At 68.2% G+C, this 21,710-nt stretch carries 21 protein-coding genes; 20 read left to right on the top strand and 1 reads right to left on the bottom strand.

Translation table 11 applies throughout. The features are described 5' to 3' along the window. Nucleotides 1-118 precede the first annotated feature (118 nt). The 15 genes from nuoH (at nucleotide 119) to C8D93_RS12870 (ending at nucleotide 14,354) form a co-directional block, all read left to right on the top strand. Nucleotides 119-1,096 (top strand): NADH-quinone oxidoreductase subunit NuoH, encoded by a 978-nt coding sequence (gene nuoH, locus C8D93_RS12940; RefSeq protein WP_110265789.1) that lies wholly within the window; start codon nucleotides 119-121, stop codon nucleotides 1,094-1,096. Continuing rightward, nucleotides 1,096-1,659, top strand: a complete 564-nt coding sequence (nuoI, locus tag C8D93_RS12935; protein ID WP_110265788.1) for an NADH-quinone oxidoreductase subunit NuoI — start codon at nucleotides 1,096-1,098, stop codon at nucleotides 1,657-1,659. Before nuoH ends, nuoI begins: the two co-directional genes overlap by 1 nt. Next, nucleotides 1,656-2,162, top strand: coding sequence for an NADH-quinone oxidoreductase subunit J (gene nuoJ / locus C8D93_RS12930; RefSeq protein ID WP_110265626.1), 507 nt, complete (start codon nucleotides 1,656-1,658; stop codon nucleotides 2,160-2,162). Before nuoI ends, nuoJ begins: the two co-directional genes overlap by 4 nt. Beyond that, nucleotides 2,159-2,467: an NADH-quinone oxidoreductase subunit NuoK gene (nuoK, locus tag C8D93_RS12925; protein ID WP_110265625.1), complete on the top strand. Its 309-nt coding sequence runs from the start codon at nucleotides 2,159-2,161 to the stop codon at nucleotides 2,465-2,467. The genes nuoJ and nuoK overlap by 4 nt, the downstream gene beginning before the upstream one ends. Further along, nucleotides 2,464-4,278, top strand: a complete 1,815-nt coding sequence (gene nuoL / locus C8D93_RS12920) for an NADH-quinone oxidoreductase subunit L (protein ID WP_211307329.1) — start codon at nucleotides 2,464-2,466, stop codon at nucleotides 4,276-4,278. The genes nuoK and nuoL overlap by 4 nt, the downstream gene beginning before the upstream one ends. Next, nucleotides 4,269-5,825: an NADH-quinone oxidoreductase subunit M gene (gene nuoM, locus C8D93_RS12915; protein ID WP_110265624.1), complete on the top strand. Its 1,557-nt coding sequence runs from the start codon at nucleotides 4,269-4,271 to the stop codon at nucleotides 5,823-5,825. Before nuoL ends, nuoM begins: the two co-directional genes overlap by 10 nt. Next, a complete protein-coding gene (locus C8D93_RS12910; protein WP_110265623.1) occupies nucleotides 5,822-7,276 on the top strand; it encodes an NADH-quinone oxidoreductase subunit N in 1,455 nt (484 codons plus the stop codon). The genes nuoM and C8D93_RS12910 overlap by 4 nt, the downstream gene beginning before the upstream one ends. 131 nt (nucleotides 7,277-7,407) lie before the next feature. Then, complete coding sequence (locus C8D93_RS12905) at nucleotides 7,408-8,763, top strand: Na(+)-translocating NADH-quinone reductase subunit A (RefSeq protein WP_245903906.1); 1,356 nt, start codon at nucleotides 7,408-7,410, stop codon at nucleotides 8,761-8,763. A gap of 223 nt (nucleotides 8,764-8,986) precedes the next feature. Next, nucleotides 8,987-10,204: an NADH:ubiquinone reductase (Na(+)-transporting) subunit B gene (locus C8D93_RS12900; protein ID WP_110265622.1), complete on the top strand. Its 1,218-nt coding sequence runs from the start codon at nucleotides 8,987-8,989 to the stop codon at nucleotides 10,202-10,204. Between the two features lie 10 nt (nucleotides 10,205-10,214). Next, on the top strand, nucleotides 10,215-11,018 hold the full coding sequence (locus C8D93_RS12895) for a Na(+)-translocating NADH-quinone reductase subunit C (RefSeq protein WP_110265621.1): 804 nt from the start codon (nucleotides 10,215-10,217) through the stop codon (nucleotides 11,016-11,018). Nucleotides 11,019-11,028: 10 nt separating this feature from the next. Further along, on the top strand, nucleotides 11,029-11,700 hold the full coding sequence (locus tag C8D93_RS12890) for an NADH:ubiquinone reductase (Na(+)-transporting) subunit D (protein ID WP_110265620.1): 672 nt from the start codon (nucleotides 11,029-11,031) through the stop codon (nucleotides 11,698-11,700). A gap of 12 nt (nucleotides 11,701-11,712) precedes the next feature. Continuing rightward, the gene (gene nqrE / locus C8D93_RS12885; protein WP_110265619.1) at nucleotides 11,713-12,321 is read left to right on the top strand and encodes an NADH:ubiquinone reductase (Na(+)-transporting) subunit E; all 609 of its coding nucleotides are present in this window, start codon (nucleotides 11,713-11,715) and stop codon (nucleotides 12,319-12,321) included. A 12-nt stretch (nucleotides 12,322-12,333) separates the two neighbouring features. Further along, nucleotides 12,334-13,557 carry an NADH:ubiquinone reductase (Na(+)-transporting) subunit F gene (gene nqrF / locus C8D93_RS12880; protein ID WP_110265618.1) on the top strand — a complete coding sequence of 408 codons (1,224 nt, stop codon included), beginning with the start codon at nucleotides 12,334-12,336 and terminating at the stop codon, nucleotides 13,555-13,557. Nucleotides 13,558-13,732: 175 nt separating this feature from the next. Then, the gene (locus C8D93_RS12875; RefSeq protein ID WP_110265617.1) at nucleotides 13,733-13,921 is read left to right on the top strand and encodes a hypothetical protein; all 189 of its coding nucleotides are present in this window, start codon (nucleotides 13,733-13,735) and stop codon (nucleotides 13,919-13,921) included. Between the two features lie 22 nt (nucleotides 13,922-13,943). Beyond that, nucleotides 13,944-14,354, top strand: coding sequence for a CBS domain-containing protein (locus C8D93_RS12870; RefSeq protein WP_110265616.1), 411 nt, complete (start codon nucleotides 13,944-13,946; stop codon nucleotides 14,352-14,354). Between the two features lie 24 nt (nucleotides 14,355-14,378). Here the strand turns inward: C8D93_RS12870 and C8D93_RS12865 are convergent, their stop codons facing one another. Beyond that, complete coding sequence (locus tag C8D93_RS12865) at nucleotides 14,379-16,211, bottom strand: serine/threonine-protein kinase (RefSeq protein ID WP_110265615.1); 1,833 nt, start codon at nucleotides 16,209-16,211, stop codon at nucleotides 14,379-14,381. Nucleotides 16,212-16,304: 93 nt separating this feature from the next. Between C8D93_RS12865 and C8D93_RS12860 the strand changes: the two genes are divergently transcribed. The 5 genes from C8D93_RS12860 to C8D93_RS12840 all read left to right on the top strand — a co-directional run bounded on the left by C8D93_RS12860 (nucleotide 16,305) and on the right by C8D93_RS12840 (nucleotide 21,662). After that, on the top strand, nucleotides 16,305-18,089 hold the full coding sequence (locus C8D93_RS12860; protein ID WP_245903905.1) for an ABCB family ABC transporter ATP-binding protein/permease: 1,785 nt from the start codon (nucleotides 16,305-16,307) through the stop codon (nucleotides 18,087-18,089). Between the two features lie 93 nt (nucleotides 18,090-18,182). Then, entirely contained in the window at nucleotides 18,183-19,034 is an 852-nt protein-coding gene (locus tag C8D93_RS12855) for a lysophospholipid acyltransferase family protein (RefSeq protein ID WP_110265614.1), read from the top strand. A 7-nt stretch (nucleotides 19,035-19,041) separates the two neighbouring features. Then, entirely contained in the window at nucleotides 19,042-20,004 is a 963-nt protein-coding gene (locus C8D93_RS12850; protein ID WP_110265613.1) for an SDR family oxidoreductase, read from the top strand. Between the two features lie 115 nt (nucleotides 20,005-20,119). Then, nucleotides 20,120-20,632: a Dps family protein gene (locus tag C8D93_RS12845; protein WP_110265784.1), complete on the top strand. Its 513-nt coding sequence runs from the start codon at nucleotides 20,120-20,122 to the stop codon at nucleotides 20,630-20,632. A 22-nt stretch (nucleotides 20,633-20,654) separates the two neighbouring features. Continuing rightward, nucleotides 20,655-21,662: an ABC transporter ATP-binding protein gene (locus C8D93_RS12840; RefSeq protein WP_110265612.1), complete on the top strand. Its 1,008-nt coding sequence runs from the start codon at nucleotides 20,655-20,657 to the stop codon at nucleotides 21,660-21,662. The last annotated feature ends 48 nt before the right edge of the window (nucleotides 21,663-21,710 follow it).

Raw genomic sequence — 21,710 nt, 5'->3', positions numbered from 1 at the left:
ACGGTGCTTTGCGCGCAGCGCGAACGGGTGCGGGAGCGTGCTCGGACTCGCGGCAGGGCCGTGACCACGGGTTCCGAGCCGGGGTGCAGCCGTGAGCGCGGACGGCGTCAATCCACTGATGGTCGGTGCGATCCTGACCACCGTCGTCGGCACCGCCGCGCTGCTGATCTGGGTCGAGCGGCGCATGCTCGGCCTGTGGCAGGACCGCTGGGGCCCGAACCGCGTCTGGTTCCTCGGCATCGGCCAGGTCGTCGCCGACATGATCAAGATCTTCACGAAGGACGACTGGGTGCCGCCGTTCGCGGACCGCACGGTCTTCGTCATCGCGCCGGCGATCGCGATGGCCACGGTGCTGCTGGCCTTCGCCGTCGTGCCGGTCGCGCCGGGCATCCATGTCGCCGCCGACTGGAACGTCGGCATCCTGTTCGTGCTCGGCATGACCTCGCTGGCGGTCTATGCGGTGCTGCTCGGCGGCTGGAGCTCGAACAGCAAGTACGCGCTGATCGGCGCGGTGCGTGCCGCGGCGCAGTCGATCAGCTACGAGGTGTTCATGGGGCTGGCGCTGGTCGGCGTCGTGATCCAGGCCGGCAGCTTCGGCCTGGCCGACATCGTCGAGGCGCAGCGCGGCGGCTGGAACATCGTTTCGTACCAGCACGGCATCCCGCAGGTGCTTGGCTTCCTGCTGTTCATGATTGCCGGTCTGGCCGAGACGCACCGCCTGCCGCTGGACCTGCCGGAGGCCGAGCACGAGCTGACGGCGGGCTTCCACACCGAGTATTCCGGCATGAAGTTCGGCATGTTCTTCGTCGGCGAGTACGTCGCGGTGATCCTGGTTTCCGCGCTGCTGACGACGCTGTACTTCGGCGGCTGGCTCGGACCGACGTGCGGCCTGACCCTGTTCGGCTGGGCGTTCATGCCGCTGCTGTGGTTCTGCCTGAAGACCGGTGCCTTCATCCTGTTCTTCGTGCTGCTGCGTGCGGCGATTCCGCGGCCGCGTTATGACCAGCTGATGCGCTTCGGCTGGCTGGTGCTGCTGCCGCTGGCGCTGCTGAACACGGCCGTCACCGGTGCCGTCGTCCTGTGGAGGGCCGGCTGATGCCGACGCCATCCCCGTCCGGTCTGCGCCTGCTGGTCGAAGGCTTCTACACGCAATGCCTGTCGCTGTGGCGCGTGTTCCTGCACCTGTTCCACCGCAAGTCGACCATCGAGTATCCGGAGCAGATGCCCTACCTGCCGCCGCGCTACCGCGGCCGCATCGTGCTGACGCGCGATCCGGACGGCGAGGAGCGCTGCGTCGCCTGCAACCTGTGCGCGGTCGCCTGCCCGGTCGGCTGCATCGCCCTGCAGAAGACCGAGCGGCCCGAGGACGGGCGCTGGTATCCCGAGTGGTTCCGCATCAACTTCTCGCGCTGCATCTACTGTGGCCTGTGCGAGGAAGCCTGCCCGACCTACGCGATCCAGCTGACGCCGGATTTCGAGATGGCCGAGTACGACCGCAGCAACATGGTCTACGAGAAGGAGCACCTGCTGATCAGCGGCCAGGGCAAGCAGCCGGGCTACAGCTTCTACAAGGTCGCCGGCCTGTCGGTGTCCGGTAAACCCAAGGGCGCGGCGCAGAACGAGGAGCCGCCCGTCGATCCGAGGAGCCTGCTGCCGTGACGCTGCTGTTCTACGGCGCGTCTGCGGTCGCGCTCGCGGCGACCTTGCTCGCGATCACGCGCGCGCATCCGGTGCACGCGCTGCTGTACCTGATCGTCTCGCTGCTCGGCGCGGCCAGCGTGATGCTCGCGCTCGGCGCACCGTTTGCGGCGATGCTGGAAATCGTCGTCTACGCCGGCGCGATCATGGTGCTGTTCGTGTTCGTCGTGATGCTGCTCAACCTCGGGCCGGGCGCCGCGCGCGACGAGGCGCCGTGGCTGCGACCGCGCTACTGGATCGGGCCGGGTCTGCTCGCCGCGGCGCTGCTGATGCAGCTGCTGGCCTCGCTGTGGACGCTCGACGCACCCACCGCCGGCGTCGAAATCGGACCCAAGGCTGTCGGCATGCTGCTGTTCGGGCCGTACCTGCTCGCGGTCGAACTTGGATCGATGCTGCTGCTCGCGGGTCTGGTGTCGGCCTTCCATCTCGGTCGGGTACAGCCGGCGCGGGGGAGCAGCGAATGAGCGCGGTGCCGCTTGCACATGCGCTCGGCGTCTGCGCGGCGCTGTTCGCGCTCGGGCTGGCCGGGCTGCTCGTGCGCCGCGGCCTGCTGTTCTCGCTGATGTGCCTGGAAATCATGCTCAATGCCGCGGGGCTGGCCTTCGTGGTTGGCGGCAGCCGCTGGGCACAGGCCGACGGGCAGGTGATGTTCGTGCTCGTGCTGACGCTCGCGGCGGCGGAAGTCGCGGTGGGTCTGGCGCTGCTGCTGCAGATTCACCGGCGCTTCCGTTCGCTCGATCCGGATGCGGTGGCGGGGATGAAGGCGTGAACGCCGGTGCCCTGCTGCCTTGGGTCGCCTGGCTGCCGCTGGCGAGCGCCGCGGTGCTGCTGCTGTGGACGCGTATTCCGCGTGCCGGCGTGACTCTGCTCGGTGTCGGGTCGATCGCCGGCGCCGCGCTGCTGACGGCAGCGATCGGCCTGCAATGGCTGGACGCGCGCGAGCCGTTCACCGCCGTCTTGTGGCAATGGCTGCAGCTCGAAAGCTTCGCGCCGCGCATCGCGCTGCATTTCGACGGGCTGGCGCTGACGATGACCGGTGTGATCACCGGCGTCGGCGCGCTGATTCACAGCTATGCCTCGGGCTACATGCGCGACGATCCGCACTATCGCCAGTTCTTCGCGTACATGAACCTGTTCGTCGCGATGATGCTGGTGCTGGTGCTGGCCGACAACCTGCTGCTGCTGTACCTCGGCTGGGAAGGCGTGGGCCTGTGCTCCTACCTGCTGATCGGCTTCTGGAATCACGACCCGGCCAACGGTGCCGCGGCGCGCAAGGCCTTCATCACGACGCGCGTCGGCGACACGGCAATGGCGATCGGGCTGTTCCTGCTCTATCGCGAGTTGCACACGCTCGAGATCACGACCGTGCTCACGGCCGCGCCGCTGGTCTGGGCGAATGACACGTGGACGCCGACCTTGATTGCCCTGCTGATTCTCGGCGGCGCCGTCGGCAAGTCGGCGCAGCTACCGCTGCAGGCGTGGCTGCCGGACGCGATGGCCGGCCCGACGCCAGTGTCGGCGCTGATCCACGCGGCGACGATGGTGACCGCTGGCGTCTACCTGATCGCACGGCTCAATGGCCTGTACCTGCTGGCGCCGGACGCGCTGGCCTGGGTCGGCTGGATCGGTGCGGTCTCGCTGCTGCTGGCGGGCACCGCCGCGCTGGTGCAGACCGACATCAAGCGCGTGCTGGCGTACTCGACGATGTCCCAGATCGGCTACATGTTCCTCGCGCTCGGCGCCGGCGCCTGGCAGGCAGCGATCTTCCACCTGATGACGCACGCCTTCTTCAAGGCGCTGCTGTTCCTCGCGTCGGGCAGCGTGATCCTCGCCTGCCATCACGAGCAGGACATCTTCCGCATGGGCGGCCTGCGCCGGACGCTGCCGCTCGCGTTCTGGAGCTTCGTCGTCGGCGGTGCGGCGCTCGCGGCCTTGCCCCTTGTCACCGCCGGCTTCTGGAGCAAGGAGGCGATCCTTGCAGGGGCCTGGTCGAACGGACATCAGCTCTGGTGGGCGATGGGGACGGTCTGCGCCTTCCTGACCGGCCTGTACACGTTCCGTCTCGTGTTCATTGTCTTTCTCGGCCGTGAGCACACACATGCGCATGACGCGGACAACGTCCGTATGCGCGCGCCGCGGCTCGTGCTGATGCTGCTGTCGGTCGTCGGCGGCGCGATCGCGCTGCCGCTGTCCGGCGTGCTGCCGGACGATCCGGCGAAGCCGGCCAGCCACCTGCCGGAAATCCTCGCCGTCGCGGCCGGGCTCGCCGGTATCGCGCTGGCGTGGCTTTGGTATGGCCGCGGTGCCGAGGGAGCGCCCGCCGCAACGCCGCTGCGCCGCCTGATCCAGTCGGGCTGGGGCTTCGATGTGCTCTACGACACCCTGTTCGTGCGGCCGCTGTACGCGCTGGCCCGGATCAACCGCCGTGATGTCGTCGACCAGGTCTATGACGGTGTCGCGATCGCACTGATGTGGCTGCACCGGCTCGCGCTGAAGCCGCAGAACGGCCAGCTGCGCTGGTATGCCGCGGCGATGGCGGCGGGCATCGTCGTGCTGGTCGGAGCGGCGCAATGGACGTGAGTCCGGCCCTGAATCCGTGGCTGTTGCCGGCGCTGATACTGGTGCCGTTCTTCGGCGGTCTGCTGGCCTGGTACGCGGAGCGCTGGTCGCTGACCTGGCCGCGCTGGATCGGCCTGCTGTCGATGGCCGCGACCTGCGTGCTCGCGATCTGGATCTGGGCGCATGCCGGCGTGGCGCCGGTCGTGCCGCCCCACGGTTCGCCCGAGTGGATCATCGAGTTCCGCGCCGGCTGGATTCCGCGCTGGGGGGTGAGCTTCCATCTGGGCATCGACGGTCTCGGCCTGCTGATGGTGCTGCTGACCGGCGTGCTCGGCGTGCTGTCGGTCGCCTGTTCGTGGCGCGAGATCCAGCAGTACGTCGGCTTCTTCCATCTGAACCTGCTGTGGAACCTCGCCGGGGTCATGGGCGTGTTCATGGCGCTGGACCTGTTCCTGTTCTTCGTGTTCTGGGAAGCGATGCTGGTGCCGATGTACTTCCTGATCGCGCTCTGGGGCCATTCCAGTCAGGGGGGCAGTCGCGGCGGGCGTTCGCGGGTCTACGCGGCCACCAAGTTCTTCATCTTCACCCAGGCCTCCGGCCTGCTGATGCTGGTCGGCATCCTCGCGCTGGTGTGGCTGCATCAGCAGAACACCGGCGAATGGAGCTTCAGCTATGCCGAGCTGCTGTACACGCCGCTGAGTTCGCTGCAGGAAATGCTGCTGATGCTGGCCTTCTTCCTAGGCTTCGCGGTGAAGCTGCCGGTGTTTCCGCTGCACCCGTGGCTGCCGGACGCGCATTCGCAGGCGCCGACGGCCGGTTCGGTCGATCTGGCCGGCGTGCTGCTGAAGACCGGCGCCTACGGGCTGCTGCGCTTCGTGTTGCCCTTGTTCCCGAATGCATCCATGGATTTCGCGCCGGTGGCGATGGCGCTGGCGATCCTCGGCATCCTCTACGGCGCGAAGATGGCGCTGGTGCAGACCGACATCAAGCGCCTGGTCGCGTACACCAGCGTGTCGCACATGGGCTTCGTGCTGCTGGGCATCTATGCCGGCACGACGCTGGCGCTGCAGGGCGCGCTGCTGCTGATGCTCGCGCACGGTCTGGCCACCGGCGCGCTGTTCATCCTCTGCGGTGAACTCTACGAGCGCCTGCACTCCCGCGAACTCGGGCGCATGGGCGGGCTGACGCGGCGCGCGCCGCACTACGCGACCGCGCTGATGTTCTTCGCACTGGCCTCGCTCGGGCTGCCGGGCCTCGGCAACTTCGTCGGTGAGTTCCTGGTGCTGTTCGGCAGCTTCGCCGTCGCGCCGTGGATCACCGCGATCGCGGCCACCGGCCTGATTCTCGCTGCCGTGTACTCGCTGTACATCGTGCAGCGGGCACTGCACGGACCGCCGGCCGACGACACGCCGATCGAGGACCTGACAGGCCGCGAGAAGCTGATGATGGCCTTCGTCATGCTCGCGCTGCTTGCGCTCGGCCTGTATCCGCAACCGGTGATCGACCTCGCGTTCGCGCCGCTGGCGCAGATCGCGAACTGGTATGCGCTCGGAGTGCCCGGCGCATGAGCGCGGCGCTGCAGGTCCAGCTTCTGGCCGGCGCGCCGCTGCTGCTGATGGCGGCCGGCATCGTGCTGGTGATGCTCTTGATCGCCGCACAGCGCGATCACCGCGCGATCGCGCAGCTGACGACGCTGGGTTTCATCCTTGCTGTCGGAGCCTGTCTGATCCCGCAGCCGACCGTCGAGATCACGCCGCTGCTCGTCATCGACGACTATGCGCGCCTTGCCATGGCGCTGTTCGCCGCTGCGGGTGCGATCACCGTGCTGCTGGTCTACGGGTACCTCGCGCGTCACGACGGCTGGCGCGAGGAGATGTACCTGCTGCTCCTGCTGGCGGTGCTCGGCGCCATGGTGCTGACCGCGGCACGCCATGCGGCGACGCTGCTGCTGGGGCTGGAAACGCTGGGTGTCGCGCTGCTGGGCATGGTGGCGTATCCCCTGCTGCGCAAGCGTCCGCTCGAGGCCGGCATCAAGTACCTGGTGCTGTCCGCGGCCTCGACGGCGACGCTGCTGTTCGGTTTCGCGCTGGTCTACGCCGCTACCGGCAGCCTGCAGTTCGACGCGCTCGGCGCGCTGCTGGCGGCGGGCGAGGGCAGCGATCGCGCGATCGCGCAGGCCGGGCTGGGCCTGGTCTGGGTCGGCTTCGCCTTCAAGCTGTCGCTGGTGCCGTTCCATCTGTGGACCGCCGACGTCTACGAGGGCGCCCCGGCGCCGGTGGCCGGGTTCCTGGCGACGGTCTCGAAAGGCGCGGTCGCCGTCGTGCTGCTGCGCTGGCTCGACGCGGCGTCGCTGGCGCAGACGCCGATGCTGACGCAGGCGCTCGCGGCGCTGGCCATCGCCAGCATCGCCGTCGGCAACCTCGCCGCCCTGCAGCAGAACAACGTCAAGCGTCTGCTGGCGTACTCGTCGATCGCGCACTTCGGCTACCTGCTGGTGCCGTTTCTGGTGGGTGGCGACACGGCGCGCGAGGCGGTGCTGTTCTATGTGGCGGCGTATGCGGTAATGACCCTGGGCAGCTTCGGCGCCATCGCCGCGCTGTCGCCGGGCGCCAACGCCGAGGACGCCGACCACCTGTACGACTACCGTGGCCTGTTCTGGCGGCGCCCGCTGGTGACCTCGGTGTTCACGCCGATGCTGCTCGCGCAGGCCGGCATCCCGCTGACGGTCGGCTTTCTCGCCAAGTTCTACATCCTCGCCGCCGCGGTCGAGCGGCACGCCTGGGTGCTGGCCGTCGCCGTCGTGCTCGGCAGCGCGGTGGGCCTGTTCTACTACCTGCGGCTGGTGGTGGTGCAGTTCCTGCCGCGGCCGGGCGGCATGCGGCCGGAGACCGTCTGGTCGGAGATCACGGTCACCCGCGGCGTCGCGCTGGCGCTGCTGCTCGTGGCCCTGATCGTCGGCGGCGTGTGGCCGCAGCCGCTGGCCGGCGCCGTCGCCCGGGCTCTCGCCGCGCTCGGCTGAGCGTCTCCGCCCTGCGCGAACCGGCAATTCGGCTTTCCCGGCCGGCACTTGCGCCCGCGCCCGGTGGCGGCACCGGGATCGATTGACTAAAATCCGCGCGCTTTGCAACCCAGACTACAGGTGGCCCGCTCGTGGATGTCACGCGCATCAAGATCAGAAAGGGCCTCGACCTGCCGCTCCAGGGTGTCCCGGAACAGAGCATCGACGACGCACCCGCGGTGACCACCGTCGGCGTCGTCGGTGCGGATTACATCGACCTCAAGCCGACGATGTACGTCGAGGTCGGCGACCGGGTCAAACTGGGCCAGCCGCTGTTCGAGGACAAGCGCCGGCCGGGCGTCCTGCACACCGCACCGGGCGCCGGCGAGGTCGTCGCGATCAATCGTGGTGCACGCCGCGTGCTCCAATCGGTCGTGATCCGCCTCGACGGCAATGACGAGATCACCTTCAAGTCCTGGTCCGCGGACCAGCTCGGCGCGATCGACGCCGACGAGGTGCGCGAGCAGCTGCGGACTTCCGGCCTGTGGACGGCCCTGCGTACGCGTCCTTATTCGCGTGTGCCGAAGGTCGACGCGACGCCGGCGGCGATCTTCGTGCCCTGCATCGACACCCGGCCGCTCGCCGCCGATCCGGCCGTGGTCCTGCGCGGGCAGGAGGACGATTTCCGCAACGGCCTGACTGTGCTCGCGCGACTGGCCGACGAACTCTACGTCTGCAAGGCGCCCGGCGCCGCCGTTCCGGTGCCCGAGCTGCCGCAGATCCGCGTCGCCGAGTTCGAGGGGCCGCATCCGGCTGGGCTCGTCGGCACGCACATGCATTTCCTCAAGCCGGTGGGCGCCGCGCGCGGCAACTGGTATCTCGGGCCGCAGGACGTGGTCGCGATCGGCCGGCTGTTCACCACGGGGCGGATCGATCCGACGCGCGTCGTCGCGCTCGGCGGGCCGCAGGTGGTCAAGCCGCGGTTGCTGCGCACCCGTCTGGGCGCCTGTCTGTCCGAGCTGATCACGCCGGAGATCAAGTCCGGCGAGGCACGGCCGCTGTCGGGTTCTGTGTTCGGCGGCCGCGAGGCGCGGGGCTGGGGCAACTACCTGGGCCGCTACAACTCGCAGATTACGGTGCTCGCCGAGGGTCGCGAGCGCCGGCTGCTGGGCTGGATCAACCCGGCCGGCGACCGCCACTCGGTGCTGAACGTGTTCTTTTCCGCGTTCAGCCGCGGCCGGCGGCGCATGGCGATGAACACCTCGACCAATGGTTCGCCGCGTGCGATGGTGCCGATCGGCAACTACGAGAAGGTGATGCCGCTCGACATGCTGGCGACGCCGCTGCTGCGCGCGCTGCTGGTCCGCGACACCGACGCCGCGCAGGCGCTGGGCGCGCTGGAGCTGGACGAAGAGGATCTGGCGCTGTGCTCGTACGTCTGCGTCGGCAAGCACGACTACGGCCCGATCCTGCGCGCCAACCTCGAGCAGATCGAGCAGGAGGGGTGAGCCGGCGCGGGCCAGAAAAGTGCCGGTGGCACTTTTCTGCGCCGGGGAACGCCCCGGAGCTGTGCTCCGGGGCCGGATGAACGCCCAGGCATGGATGCCCGGGCAGGGCTTGGCGACAATGGACGAGGTCGCGCCACGGACGGCCCACACGGCGCCGCCCGAACGGAACTGAAAGACGCCTTCCGGCAACGCCGCCGGATGCGTCAACCGAGGCAGGTTAACTATGTCAGCACTGCGAAACTTTCTCGACCGCGTCGAGCCGCTGTTCAAGAAGGGCGGCCGTTTCGAGAAGTTCTACCCCCTGTACGAGGCGGTGGACACCATCGCCTACTCGCCGGGTGACGTGACCCGTGCCGCGCCGCACGTGCGCGACGGCATCGACCTCAAGCGGGTGATGATCTACGTCTGGCTGGCGACCTTCCCGGCGATCGCGATGGGTTGCTGGAACGTGGGCTACCAGGCCAACACCGCGCTGGCCGAGCTCGGCCGCAGCCAGGCCGACGGCTGGCTGGTGGCGATGCTGCACCTGGTCGGCGCCGGATTCGACCCCGGCAGCATCTGGGACTGCTTCTGGTACGGCTTCTGGTTGTGGCTGCCGGTCTACATCGTGACCTTCGTCGTCGGCGGCTTCTGGGAGGTCGTGTTCGCGACCGTGCGCCGCCACGAGATCAACGAGGGCTTCTTCGTCACCTCGATCCTGTTCTCGCTGATCCTGCCGCCGACGGTGCCGCTGTGGCAGGTCGCGCTCGGCATCAGCTTCGGCGTGGTGATCGGCAAGGAGATCTTCGGCGGCACCGGCAAGAACTTCCTGAATCCGGCGCTCACCGGCCGCGCCTTCCTGTACTTCGCCTACCCGGCGCAGCACTCGGGCGACGCGGTGTGGACCGCCGTCGACGGCTTCACGTCGGCGACGACGCTGGGCATCGCCAAGCTCGGCGGTCTCGAGGCGGTCAAGGACACCGGCCTGACCTGGATGCAGACCTTCATCGGTATCGAGCAGGGCAGCGTCGGCGAGGTGTCGGCGCTGGCGATCTTCATCGGTGGCGCCTTCCTGCTCTATACCGGCATCGCCAGCTACCGCATCGTGTTCGGCATGCTGTTCGGCATGATCGCTGCGACGCTGCTGTTCAACCTGGTCGGCTCGAGCGACAACCCGATGAGCGCGTTCCCGTGGCACTGGCATCTGACCGTCGGCGGCTTCGCCTTCGGCCTGATGTTCATGGCCACCGACCCGGTCTCCGCGGCGCACACCGACGTCGGACGCTGGATCTTCGGCGCGTTCTGCGGCGTCATGGTCGTGCTGGTGCGCGTGATCAACCCGGCGTTCCCGGAATCGGTGATGCTCGCGATCCTGCTGGGCAACATCTTTGCGCCGCTGTTCGACTACGGCGTCGTGCGCGCCAACGTCGCGCGCCGCCAGCGCCGTCTGGCCACGAACTAAAGGACCGCTCATGGCAATCAAGGACACCAAGGCCAACGCCCTGATCGTCGCCGGCGTGCTGTGCTTCGTGTGCTCGCTGCTGGTGACCGTGGCGGCGATCGCGCTGCGCCCGGTCCAGCAGGCCTCGAAGCTCGACGACAAGCGCAAGAACATCCTGCGCGTCGTGAACATGTACGAGCCGGGCATGAACATCGACGAGGCCTTCAAGCAGATCACGCCGAAGGTGGTCGAGCTCGACACGGGGGCAATCGTCGAGGACGTGGACCCCGCCACCTACGATCAGTACTCGGCCGCCAAGGACCCGGCACAGGGCGGGCAGATGATTCTCGGCAGCGCCGACATCGCCAAGATCAAGTACCGGCCGAAGTACGCCACCGTGTACATGCTCTACAACGACGACGGCACGCCGCGCACGGTGATCCTGCCGGTCAACGGTTACGGCCTGTGGTCGACGCTCTACGGCTTTCTTGCGGTCGAGTCCGACGGCAACACCGTCGTCGGCATCAACTTCTACCAGCATTCGGAGACCCCGGGCCTCGGCGGCGAGGTCGACAATCCGAACTGGAAGCAGCTGTGGTCGGGCAAGAAGGTCTACGACGAGCAGGGCGAAGTGGCGCTGCGCCTGGTCAAGGGCGGCGTCGACCCGCAGGCCCCCGATGCCGAACACAAGGTCGACGCGCTGGCCGGCGCGACGCTGACGTCCGACGGCGTCAGCAACCTCGTCCGCTACTGGATGTCCGAAGACGGCTTCAAACCCTTCCTCGAGCGCCTCGCGACGCAGCACGCGGGCGCCGCCGCCGCGCCCTCAGCCTGAGGTCCCAGCCATGTCCGATGTGAAAGCCAAGAAGATCGTTCTCTCGCCGATCGCCGACAACAATCCGATCATCCTACAGGTGCTCGGCATCTGTTCGGCGCTGGCCGTCACCAGCAAGCTCGAGACCGCGCTGATCATGTGCGTGGGCCTGACGATGGTGACCGCGCTGTCGAACCTGTTCTACAGCACGATCCGCAACTACGTGCCGTCGAGCGTGCGCATCATCGCGCAGATGACCATCGTGGCCACGCTGGTGATCCTCGTCGACCAGACGCTCAAGGCCGTGGCCTACGAGCAGTCCAAGCCGCTGTCGGTGTTCGTCGGCCTGATCATCACCAACTGCATCGTCATGGGCCGCCTCGAAGCCTTCGCGATCTCCAACCCGCCGTGGCCATCGTTCCTCGACGGACTGGGCAACGGGCTCGGCTACTCGGCGATCCTGATCGTGCTCGCGGTGATCCGCGAGCTGTTCGGTTCCGGCAAGCTGCTGGGGGTCGAGATCCTGCCGCTGGCCACCGAGGGCGGCTGGTACGTGCCCAACGGCCTGCTGCTGCTGCCGCCGTCGGCGTTCTTCCTGATCGGCCTGGTGATCTGGGCCGTGCGGACATGGAAGCCCGAGCAGGTCGAGAAGCCGGATTTCCGCATCCAGGCCGGCCAGGCGCACGGCGCCGAAGCGCATTAAGGAGAGATCGCCATGGAGCATTACATCAACCTCGCGATCCGCTCGCTGTTCGTCGAGAACCTCGCGCTCGCGTTCTTCCTCGGCATGTGCACCTTCCTCGCGATCTCGAAGAAGATCGAGACCGCGATCGGCCTGGGCGTGGCGGTGATCGCGGTGCAGTCGCTGACGATGCCGCTGAACAACCTGCTGTTCCAGTACGTGCTCAAGCCGGGTGCGCTGTCGTGGGCGGGCCTGCCGAACACCGATCTGAGCTTCCTCGGTCTGATCCTGTACATCGGCGTGATCGCCGCCTCGGTGCAGATTCTCGAGATGACGCTCGACAAGTACGTGCCGGCGCTGTACGCGGCGCTCGGCGTGTTCCTGCCGCTGATCACCGTGAACTGCGCGATCCTCGGTGGCTCGCTGTTCATGGTCGAGCGCGACTACACCTTCCCCGAGGCCTGCGTCTATGGCGTGTCGTCCGGCGCCTCGTGGGCGCTGGCGATCGTGCTGCTGGCCGGCGTGCGCGAGAAGCTCAAGTACTCGGACGTGCCGCCGGCGCTGCAGGGCCTGGGCATCACCTTCATCTCCTCGGGCCTGCTCGCATTCGGCTTCATGGCCTTCTCGGGCATCCAGCTTTAAGGGGCTAGCGACATGTTTCTCGAAATCGGTCTGGGCGTTGCGGTCTTCACCGGCGTGATCCTCGCGCTGGTCGTGGTCATCCAGTTCGCCAAGGACCGGCTGGTGCCGGCCGGCAACGTCAAGCTGCTGATCAACCACGAGCGCGAGGTCGAGGTGCCCGTCGGCGGCAAGCTGCTGCAGTCGCTGGCCGGCTGCGGCCTCTATGTGCCGTCGGCCTGCGGCGGCGGCGGCTCCTGCGCGCAGTGCCGCGTCAAGATCTTCGAAGGCGGTGGCAACATCCTGCCGACCGAGCTCAACCACATCACCAAGCGCGAGGCGCGCGAGGGTGATCGCCTGTCCTGCCAGGTCGCGGTCAAGCAGAACATGAAGATCGAGATCCCGGAGGAGGTTTTCGGGGTCAAGAAGTGGGAGTGCACGGTGCGCTCGAACCACAACGTCGCGACCTTCATCAAGGAGCTGGTGCTGGAACTGCCGCCGGGCGAACGCGTGAATTTCCGCGCCGGCGGCTACATCCAGATCGAATGCCCGGCGCACGAGGTGCACTACAAGGATTTCGACGTCGAACCGCAGTTCCGCGAGGATTGGGACAAGTTCAACCTCTGGCAGTACACGTCCAAGGTCACCGAGCCGCTGGAACGCGCGTACTCGATGGCGAACTATCCCGAGGAGCTGGGCATCATCATGCTCAATGTGCGTATCGCCAGCCCGCCGCCGAAGCTGCCGAACGTCCCGCCGGGCAAGATGTCGAGCTACATCTTCAACCTCAAGCCGGGTGACAAGGTCACGATCTCCGGCCCGTTCGGCGAGTTCTTCGCGCGCGACACCGACAAGGAGATGGTGTTCGTCGGTGGCGGCGCCGGCATGGCGCCGATGCGCTCGCACCTGCTCGACCAATTCCTGCGCCTGAAGACCAAGCGCAAGGTCTCGTTCTGGTACGGCGCGCGTTCCAAGCGCGAGATGTTCTATGTCGAGGACTTCGACAGGATCGCCGCGGAGAATCCGAACTTCGAATGGCACGTCGCGCTGTCCGAGCCGCTGCCCGAGGACAACTGGACCGGCCACACCGGCTTCATCCACAACGTGCTGTTCGACAACTACCTCAAGCACCACAAGGCGCCCGAGGATTGCGAGTACTACATGTGCGGCCCGCCGGTGATGAATGCCGCCGTCATCAAGATGCTGCTCGACCTCGGCGTCGAGCGCAAAGACATCATGCTGGATGACTTCGGGGGGTGATCAAACCGCAAGCGTGCGAATGTCCGGTGGACATTCGCAGCGGTTTGATCACGGGCGGCCAAGGATGGCCGCCCAGGGGCTTGTTCAACGGCGCAAAGTTGCGCCATGGATGGCCGGCACAACGCTTCGCAGAAGCACGCTTGCACCCACCCACCACTAGCGCGACACTCCCCCCATGATCACGACCTTCCTCGCCGTCTTCACGCTCTTCGGCCTGGCGCTCGCCGGCTTGGGCATCGGCTGGCTGGTGCGCGGTCGCGAACTCAAGGGCACGTGTGCGAGCCAGGCGGCGTTCACCGGCGGCGTCTGCGAGGTCTGCGGCAAAACCGAGGCCTGCGGACCGGAAGAACCGCAGCAGCGCTGACATTCGGGCGAGGGGAAACGCAATGCTGCATTCGATCACGGTGCGGGACTTCATGGCCGAGAGCCTGCTGACCTTCAGGCCCGACATGGACGTGATGACGGCGATCCACCAGCTGGCCGACCGGGGCTATTCCGGCGCGCCGGTTCTCGACAATCTGGGCAACGTCATCGGCATCCTGTCCGAGCACGACTGCCTCAAGGTGGCGATCCACGCCAGCTATCACGGCGTGATGGGCGGCAAGGTCGCCGACTTCATGTCGAAGAACCCGGTGACCGTCGACACCGACCTGTCGATTCTCGACTTGGCGAAGATGTTTCTCGACAAGCCCTACCGGCGCTACCCGGTGGTCGAGGACAACCGCCTGGTCGGCCTGATCTCGCGCACCGACGTGCTGCGTGCGATCGATTCGATCAACGACAGCTCCAACGCCTAGCCCCTTGGCTGGTCCCCTGGCGGCTCACTGCGCCGGCAGCGTGCCGACGATGCAGCCGTTCGGGTCGATGATATAGCGCTGCATCGCGCCGTAGTCGGCCGCCAGCGGCGGCGTCTCGACGTAGCCGCTCTGCTGCTTCTTCACGCCGGGATAGTCGGCGATCTCCGCATAGGTGAAGGTCCAGCCGGGGAACAGCTCGGAGACGTGGCGGTCGCAGCGCGCCCGCTCCCATTGCATCCTCTCGGCCTTGCTCATCGCAGGATCCGGCGTCGGCGCTGCTGTCGGCGTGGCGGCCGCCCGCTCGCGCCGCTCCTCTTCCAGCTGGCGTTTGCGCTGCTGTTCCGCCGCCGCCTTGCGCTGCGCCGCCTCGCGCTCGGCCTGCTCGCGCGCCTGCGCCTCGGCGTTCGCTTCGAGTGCGGTGGCCGCATCGCCTTCGTCGACCACGTCGACCGGGGCGTCCGTCGGCGCAGGCGCGGCCGCCGGCATCACGGTGGGCGGCGGTTCGGCAGGGCTGTCGGTCCCGCCGCTCTCCGGCGCCACGGCGGCGATGACGTCGCCGGTCATCGCCGGCACCGGTCCGTCGTCGCTGGCGTCACCGGGCAGCAGTTGCCAGACCGCAGCGACGACCAGCAGCAGCCCGACGGCCGCCGCGAGCAGGGGCAGCCAGCGCATCGCCGACGGCGCCGTCGCGACACGTGCTGACGGCCCGGACGCCGGCGGCGGTGCGGCACCGCGATCGCGAGGCGGCGGCGCAGTCCGGGCCGGCGCGGGCTCGGAGGGTGGCGGGGGCGCCGGGGGCGGCGGCGCGGCAGCGGGCGCAGGCTGCGGCATGGCGTCGGAACCGCGACGCTGCGCTTCACGCTTCTGACGCTGTTCTTCCTCGGCGAGCTGCTCGGCGTACCGGCGCTCGGCAGTCACGACGCGCTCGTTGGCCGGGGCAGCGGGCGCCGTCTTGAGGGCGGGCAGCCGCAGCGAGCGCTCGGCCGGCAGGAACGGCTGCACCATCGCCTGCACGTCCTCCGCCGACGCCGGCCGCTCGTCCGGCTCCTTGGCCATCAGTGTGTCGACCAGCGGCTGATAGCGCTCGAGTTGCGGCGGCAGCCGCGGCACCGGCTCCGTCACGTGCTTGAAGATCAGCGCCAGCGAATCCTCGGCGTCGAACGGCGTGCGGCCGGCGAGCATCTCGAACAGGATCACGCCGAGGCTGTACAGGTCCGCCCTCGCGTCCACCGGCTTGCCGCGCGCCTGTTCCGGGCTGATGTAGCGTGGCGTGCCGATGGAGACGCCCGTCGCCGTCATCTTGGCGCTCGACGAGATCGCCTTGGCGATGCCGAAGTCGGTGAGCACGGCGCGGCCCTGTTCGTCGAACAGGATGTTCTCCGGTTTGACGTCGCGGTGCACGAAGCCGGCGGCGTGCGCGTGCGCGAAGGCGCCGGCGAGCTGGTGCAGCACGCCCAGTGCCTGTTCCGGCGTCAGGCCGTGCTCGATGCGTTCACGCAGATCGCCGCCGGCGAGCAGGCGCATGGCGTAGTAGTGCAGGCCCTGTTCCTGGGCGACGTCATAGACGGTGACGATGCCGGCATGGTTGAGGACGGCGGCTGCCCGCACCTCCTTCTGGAAGCGCGTGACGGCCTTGTCGTCGCGTCCGAACTCCGGTGGCAGCACCTTGAGTGCGACGCGGCGGCCGAGCATGGCGTCCTCGGCCTCGTAGACGTCCGCCATGCCGCCGCGTCCAAGCAGGCGAACGATCCTGTACTTCCCCAGCTGCGTCCCTGCGGCCAGCATCGGCTGCACCTCCGGTTCGATGGACGGGGGGCACATGCGGCCCGGCCCGACGAGGTCCAGCAAATTCTGCACCGCGCCCCTGCATCCTGCCACGCATCGGTAGACTCGGCGGCCTCCAGGCCCGACTTCGACCCGCCCGTGCCCCGCCACCGCAGGCTCCCGCAAGTGCCGCAGACCGAACCGCCCGTTGCACCGGACTGGCGCGTGCTGGCGTCGCTGTGGCCCTATCTGCGCGAATTTCCGCTGCGCATCACCATCGCGATGGCGTGCCTGGTGGCCGCCAAGCTCGCGGGCACCGCGCTGCCGATGGTGCTCAAGTACCTGGTCGACGCGCTCGACCGGCCGGACGACGCGATCGTCGTCGTGCCGCTGGCCTTGCTGCTCGGTTACGGCGCCCTGCGCCTGGCCAACGTCCTGTTTGCCGAGCTGCGCGACGTGGTCTTCGGCCGCGTCGGCGAGCGCGCCATGCGCCGCGCGGCGCTGGCGGTGTTCCGCCACCTGCACCGCCTCGACGTGGAGTTCCATCTGTCGCGCCGGACCGGCGGGCTGTCGCGCGACATCGAACGCGGCGTCGCCGGCATCAACTTCCTGCTGCGCTTCATGCTGTTCAACATCCTGCCGACCCTGCTCGAAATCGCGCTGGTCGCGGCGATCCTGCTGTTCAATTTCGGTGCCGGCTTCGCCGTGGTCACGACACTGGCGGTCGTCGTCTACATGGGCTTCTCGGTGGTGACCACCGAATGGCGCACGCGCTTCGTGCGCGAGGCCAACCGGCTCGACTCCGAGGCCAACACGCGGGCGATCGACAGCCTGCTCAACTACGAGACGGTCAAGCTGTTCGGCAACGAGGCCTTCGAGGCCGCAGCCTATGACCGCCAGCTCGCGCACTGGGAGCGCGCGCAGCAGCAGAACCGCCTGTCGCTTGCGGCGCTCAATGCCGGCCAGGCCCTGATCGTCAGCGCCAGCCTGACGTGGATGATGGTGATGGCCGCGCGCGGCGTGGCCGGCGGCACGATGACGCTGGGCGACTTCGTCGCGATCAACGCCTACCTGATCCAGCTGTTCGTCCCGCTGAACTTCCTCGGCTTCGTCTACCGCGAGATCCGCCGCGCGCTCACCGACATGCAGCGCATGTTCGGCCTTCTGGGCGTGCAGCCGCGGATCGGCGACGGCGACCACGCGCTCGAGCTGCAGGGCCGCGTGCCGGAGATCGTGTTCGAGGGGGTCAGCTTCGGCTACGGTCCCGACCGGCGCATCCTCGACGGTCTCGACCTGCGCATCGGCGCCGGCCGCAAGGTTGCCGTCGTCGGTGCCAGCGGTGCCGGCAAGTCCACGGTCGCGCGCCTGCTGTATCGCTTCTACGATCCGGATGCGGGCCGTGTGCTGATCGACGGACACAACCTGCGTGGCCTGCGCCAGGAAAGCCTGCGCGCCCACATCGGCGTGGTGCCGCAGGACACGGTGCTGTTCGACGAAAGCATCGAATACAACATCGCCTACGGCCGTCCCGGGGCCGACCGCCCCCAGATCGAGCGTGCGGCGCGGCTGGCCCATCTCGACGGCTTCATTGCGCGCCTGCCCGAGGGGTACGCCACCCGGGTCGGCGAGCGCGGCCTCAAGCTCTCCGGCGGCGAGAAGCAGCGCGTGGCCATTGCCCGGGCGCTGCTCAGGGACCCGCCGGTCATGGTGTTCGACGAAGCCACGTCGTCGCTGGACTCGGCCTCCGAGAAGGCGATTCTCGACGCCCTGCGCGAGGTCGCGCAGCAGCGCACGACACTGGTGATCGCGCACCGCCTGTCGACCGTCGTCGATGCCGACGAGATCGTTGTGCTGGATCACGGCCGGATCGTCGAGCGCGGACGCCACGCCGAACTGCTGGCGGCCGACGGGGCCTACGCCCGGCTGTGGCGCATGCAGCTGCGCGAGCACGGCGAAGCCGCCGTGGCCTGAGTCTTGCGGGAGGGTACGGAGCGCGCCGGGGGATACGGCGGGCTGCTAGCATGTGCGTCTGAGGAGCGGCCCCATGGCCGGCAAGAAACACGAATGATCTCGGTCGACACCCTGAAGAACGTGGCCCGCATCGGGCCGCGCGAGGCGCTCTACCGGCGGCTGGTCACGCCGGAGCTCGACGAGCTGTTCGCGCGCATCCCCAAGCCGGTGGGCAGCTTCGGCTTCGATCCGTGGGGGTACAACGAGGACAGCGCCAAGCTCGCCCTGGGCGTCATCAAGTGGCTGTACGACCACTACTTCCGCGTGACCACGCACGGCCTCGAGAACATTCCGGCGCAGGGGCGGTTGCTCGTGATCGCCAATCATTCGGGCCAGCTGCCGCTGGACGGCGTGCTGATCGGCGCGGCGCTGGCGACCAATCCGGATGGCCCGCGTGCCGCGCGCGCCATGGTCGAGCGCTTCTTCCCGACCGTGCCGTGGCTCGGCAACTGGCTCAACAGCGTCGGCGCGGTGATCGGCGATCCGCTCAACTGCGCGAAGATGCTCGAGCGCGAGGAAGTCATCATCGTCTTCCCCGAAGGCGTCCGCGGCTCCGGCAAGCCCTACAACAAGCGCTACCAGCTGCAACGCTTCGGCAACGGCTTCGTCCACCTGGCGATGCAGCATCGCACGCCGATCGTGCCGGTCGGCGTGGTCGGCTGCGAGGAGACGATGCCGTCGATGGGCAGCGTCACCCCGCTGGCGAAGCTGCTCGGCATCCCGTACGTGCCCATCGCGCCGCCGCTGCCGCTGCCGGCGCGCGTCTACCTGAATTTCGGCGAGCCGATGACCTTCGAGGGCTGCCCCGACAGCGAGGACGAGGTGACCGGCTACGTCGAGCAGGTCAAGGCGCGCATCCAGGAACTGATCGAGCGCGGCCTGAACGAGCGCACCAGCGTCTATTGATCGAGACATGCCGAAGACTGCCGCAGCACCGAAGAAGACCGTCCTCGTCACCGGCGCCGCGGGTTCGCTCGCGCGGCGCGTGATCGCGCGCCTGCACGGCAAGTACAACGTCGTCGCCGTCGATTTCCGGCGCAAGGTCGAGACCGACGCCGGCGTGCCCTCGTACCGGGTCGAGACCTACAAGCGCGGTTTCGAGGACATCTTCCGTGCGCACCGGATCGACGCGGTGGTCCACATCGGCCGCATGTTCGCGCACGAGTCGGACCGCGACCGGCGATACAACGCCAACGTGCTGGGCACGAAGAAGCTGCTCGAGCTGTGCCGCAAGTACGGCGTGCAGCAGGTGATCATCCACTCCACCTACTTCGTCTACGGAGCCTCCGCGTACAACCCGGCGCTGCTCGACGAGGATGCGCCGCTCAAGGCCAGCGAGGTCACGCAGGACCTGGTCGATTCGGTCGAGCTGGAAAGCCTGGCGCAGATCTACCTGTGGAAGTATCCGGAACTGCACATCACGATCCTGCGGCCCTGCAACGTCCTCGGTCCCGGCGTGCAGAACACGATGTCGCTGCTGCTGTCGCGTCCGCTGGTGCCGGTGCTGGTGGGGTTCTCGCCGCTGATGCAGTTCCTGCACGTCGACGACATGGCCGATGCCCTGGTGCTGGCCTTCGAGAAGAACCAGCCCGGCATCTACAACGTCGCCCCCGACGACTGGGTCGCCTATCAGGTCGCCGTCGAGCAGTGCGGCTGCCGGAAACTGCCGGTGCTCGGCATTCCGCCGGCCCTGCCGAAGATGGTCAGCAGCCTGCTGAACTGGAATGCCTTCTTCCCGCCGTACCTGATCAACTACTTCAAGTACCCGGTGATCCTCGACGGGGCGCTGTTCGCCCGCACCTTCGGCTTCCGGCCCCGACGAAATTTCAACGACATCTTCAGCTACTACCGCAAGTCCAAGCTGATGAACGCCTGAGTCAATCGCGGTCATTGCGAAGTTCAATCGCGAAAACCCGTCAAAGTCATCTGCGATCAAGCTCGCAGCGCGTAAGATGCTCGGCGTCATCCACCACAGCGCCAAGGAGAACGAGATGGCCAAGGCAAAGCAGAAAACCGCCGCCAGGGCGACCCGGGCGACCAAGATCGACATCGGCATCACCAAGGATGCGCGCGGCGAGATCGCCGACGGCCTGAGCCGGCTGCTGGCCGACGAGTACACGCTGTATCTCAAGACGCACAATTTCCACTGGAACGTCACCGGCCCGATGTTCAACACGCTGCACCTGATGTTCGAGGAGCACTACACCGAGGCTGCGGCCGCGGTGGACCAGGTGGCCGAGCGCATCCGCGCGCTGGGCTTCCCGGCGCCGGGCACCTACAAGGCCTACGCCAGCCTGTCCTCGATCAAGGAGACCGAGGGCGTGCCCGAGTGGCGCGAGATGGTCGCGCAGCTCGTCGAGGGTCACGAAGCCTGCGTGCGTACGGCGCGCAAGGTCTTCCCGGCGGTCGACGAATCGAACGACGAGCCGACGGCCGATCTGCTGACGCAGCGCATGCAGGTTCACGAGAAGACGGCCTGGATGCTGCGCAGCCTGCTCGAGTAGGCAGGTCCGCCGGGTCCGGCGCTTGAACGCCAGGGCCGAGCCTCTGCTCGCGGTTCGCCAGCTCGCCGTACGCCACCGCGTGCGGCGCTGGCTGCCGTTTGCGTCACCGCGCTGGCTGCGGGCGGTGGATGGCGTGAACCTGAACCTGCGGGCCGGCGAGACGGTCGCGCTCGTCGGCGAATCGGGCTCCGGCAAGACGACGCTCGCGCGCGCCCTGCTCGGCCTGCAGCCGGTCAGCGCCGGCTCCATCCGTTTCGACGGTCGCGAACTCGCCGGCCTGGACCGGAAGGCCTGGCAGCCGCTGCGAAGCGCGCTGCAGATGGTCTTCCAGGACCCGCAGGGCAGTCTCAATCCGCGCATGCGCGTGCGCGACATCGTCGCCGAACCGCTGCAGGCGCTGCGGCCGCAGTTGGGCGCCGAGGAACGGCGGCAACAGGCCGAACGCATGCTCGAGCGCGTCGGCCTCACGGCCGAGCTGTACGACCTGCGGGCGAAGAAGCTCTCGGGGGGGCAGTGCCAGCGGGTTGCGATCGCACGTGCCCTGGTCTGCGAGCCGCGACTGCTCATCTGCGACGAGGCGATCTCGGCCCTCGACCTCAACGCGCAGCTCGAGGTGCTCGAACTGCTGCGCGACGTGCAGCGCCAGACCGGCCTCGCCATCCTGTTCATCACGCACGACCTCGGGGTCGTGCGACGCTTCAGCGACCGCGTCGTCGTCATGTATTTCGGGCGCGTGATGGAACAGGCCCTCACGCCCGTGCTCTTCGATACGCCCCGCCACCCCTACACCAAGGCACTGCTGGCCTCGATGCCCGGAACCGATCCGGGACTGCGCGCTTCGCTGTTGCGCGAGGGGCCGGCGCCGGACGTCAGCGTGCCGTTGAGCGGGTGCCTGTTCACGTCCCGCTGCCCGATGGCCGACGCCGAATGCCTGCGACGCGTTCCGAACACGCGCAGCCTGCGCGACGGCGCCGCCGTGGCCTGCCTCTACATCGCCGACGACTGGGTGCCGCCGACGCGCATGGCCTGATTCGCGGCGGGCTTCACCGGCACCCCGCCGGCGGGCGCGGCCCCTGCG

Source organism: Sinimarinibacterium flocculans (assembly GCF_003201205.1).
GTDB lineage: Bacteria > Pseudomonadota > Gammaproteobacteria > Nevskiales > Nevskiaceae > Solimonas > Solimonas flocculans.
This window is presented reverse-complemented; position numbering and strand designations above follow the sequence as displayed.

Coding starts and splice junctions, on each gene's coding strand:
- nuoH (WP_110265789.1), top strand. CDS start 119: ATGGTCGGTGCGATCCTGACCACCGTCGTCGGCACCGCCGCGCTGCTG.
- C8D93_RS12875 (WP_110265617.1), top strand. CDS start 13,733: ATGATCACGACCTTCCTCGCCGTCTTCACGCTCTTCGGCCTGGCGCTC.
- C8D93_RS12850 (WP_110265613.1), top strand. CDS start 19,042: ATGCCGAAGACTGCCGCAGCACCGAAGAAGACCGTCCTCGTCACCGGC.
- C8D93_RS12845 (WP_110265784.1), top strand. CDS start 20,120: ATGGCCAAGGCAAAGCAGAAAACCGCCGCCAGGGCGACCCGGGCGACC.
- nuoM (WP_110265624.1), top strand. CDS start 4,269: ATGGACGTGAGTCCGGCCCTGAATCCGTGGCTGTTGCCGGCGCTGATA.
- C8D93_RS12855 (WP_110265614.1), top strand. CDS start 18,183: ATGATCTCGGTCGACACCCTGAAGAACGTGGCCCGCATCGGGCCGCGC.
- nuoI (WP_110265788.1), top strand. CDS start 1,096: ATGCCGACGCCATCCCCGTCCGGTCTGCGCCTGCTGGTCGAAGGCTTC.
- nuoK (WP_110265625.1), top strand. CDS start 2,159: ATGAGCGCGGTGCCGCTTGCACATGCGCTCGGCGTCTGCGCGGCGCTG.
- C8D93_RS12900 (WP_110265622.1), top strand. CDS start 8,987: ATGTCAGCACTGCGAAACTTTCTCGACCGCGTCGAGCCGCTGTTCAAG.
- nqrE (WP_110265619.1), top strand. CDS start 11,713: ATGGAGCATTACATCAACCTCGCGATCCGCTCGCTGTTCGTCGAGAAC.
- C8D93_RS12870 (WP_110265616.1), top strand. CDS start 13,944: ATGCTGCATTCGATCACGGTGCGGGACTTCATGGCCGAGAGCCTGCTG.
- C8D93_RS12910 (WP_110265623.1), top strand. CDS start 5,822: ATGAGCGCGGCGCTGCAGGTCCAGCTTCTGGCCGGCGCGCCGCTGCTG.
- nqrF (WP_110265618.1), top strand. CDS start 12,334: ATGTTTCTCGAAATCGGTCTGGGCGTTGCGGTCTTCACCGGCGTGATC.
- C8D93_RS12895 (WP_110265621.1), top strand. CDS start 10,215: ATGGCAATCAAGGACACCAAGGCCAACGCCCTGATCGTCGCCGGCGTG.
- C8D93_RS12890 (WP_110265620.1), top strand. CDS start 11,029: ATGTCCGATGTGAAAGCCAAGAAGATCGTTCTCTCGCCGATCGCCGAC.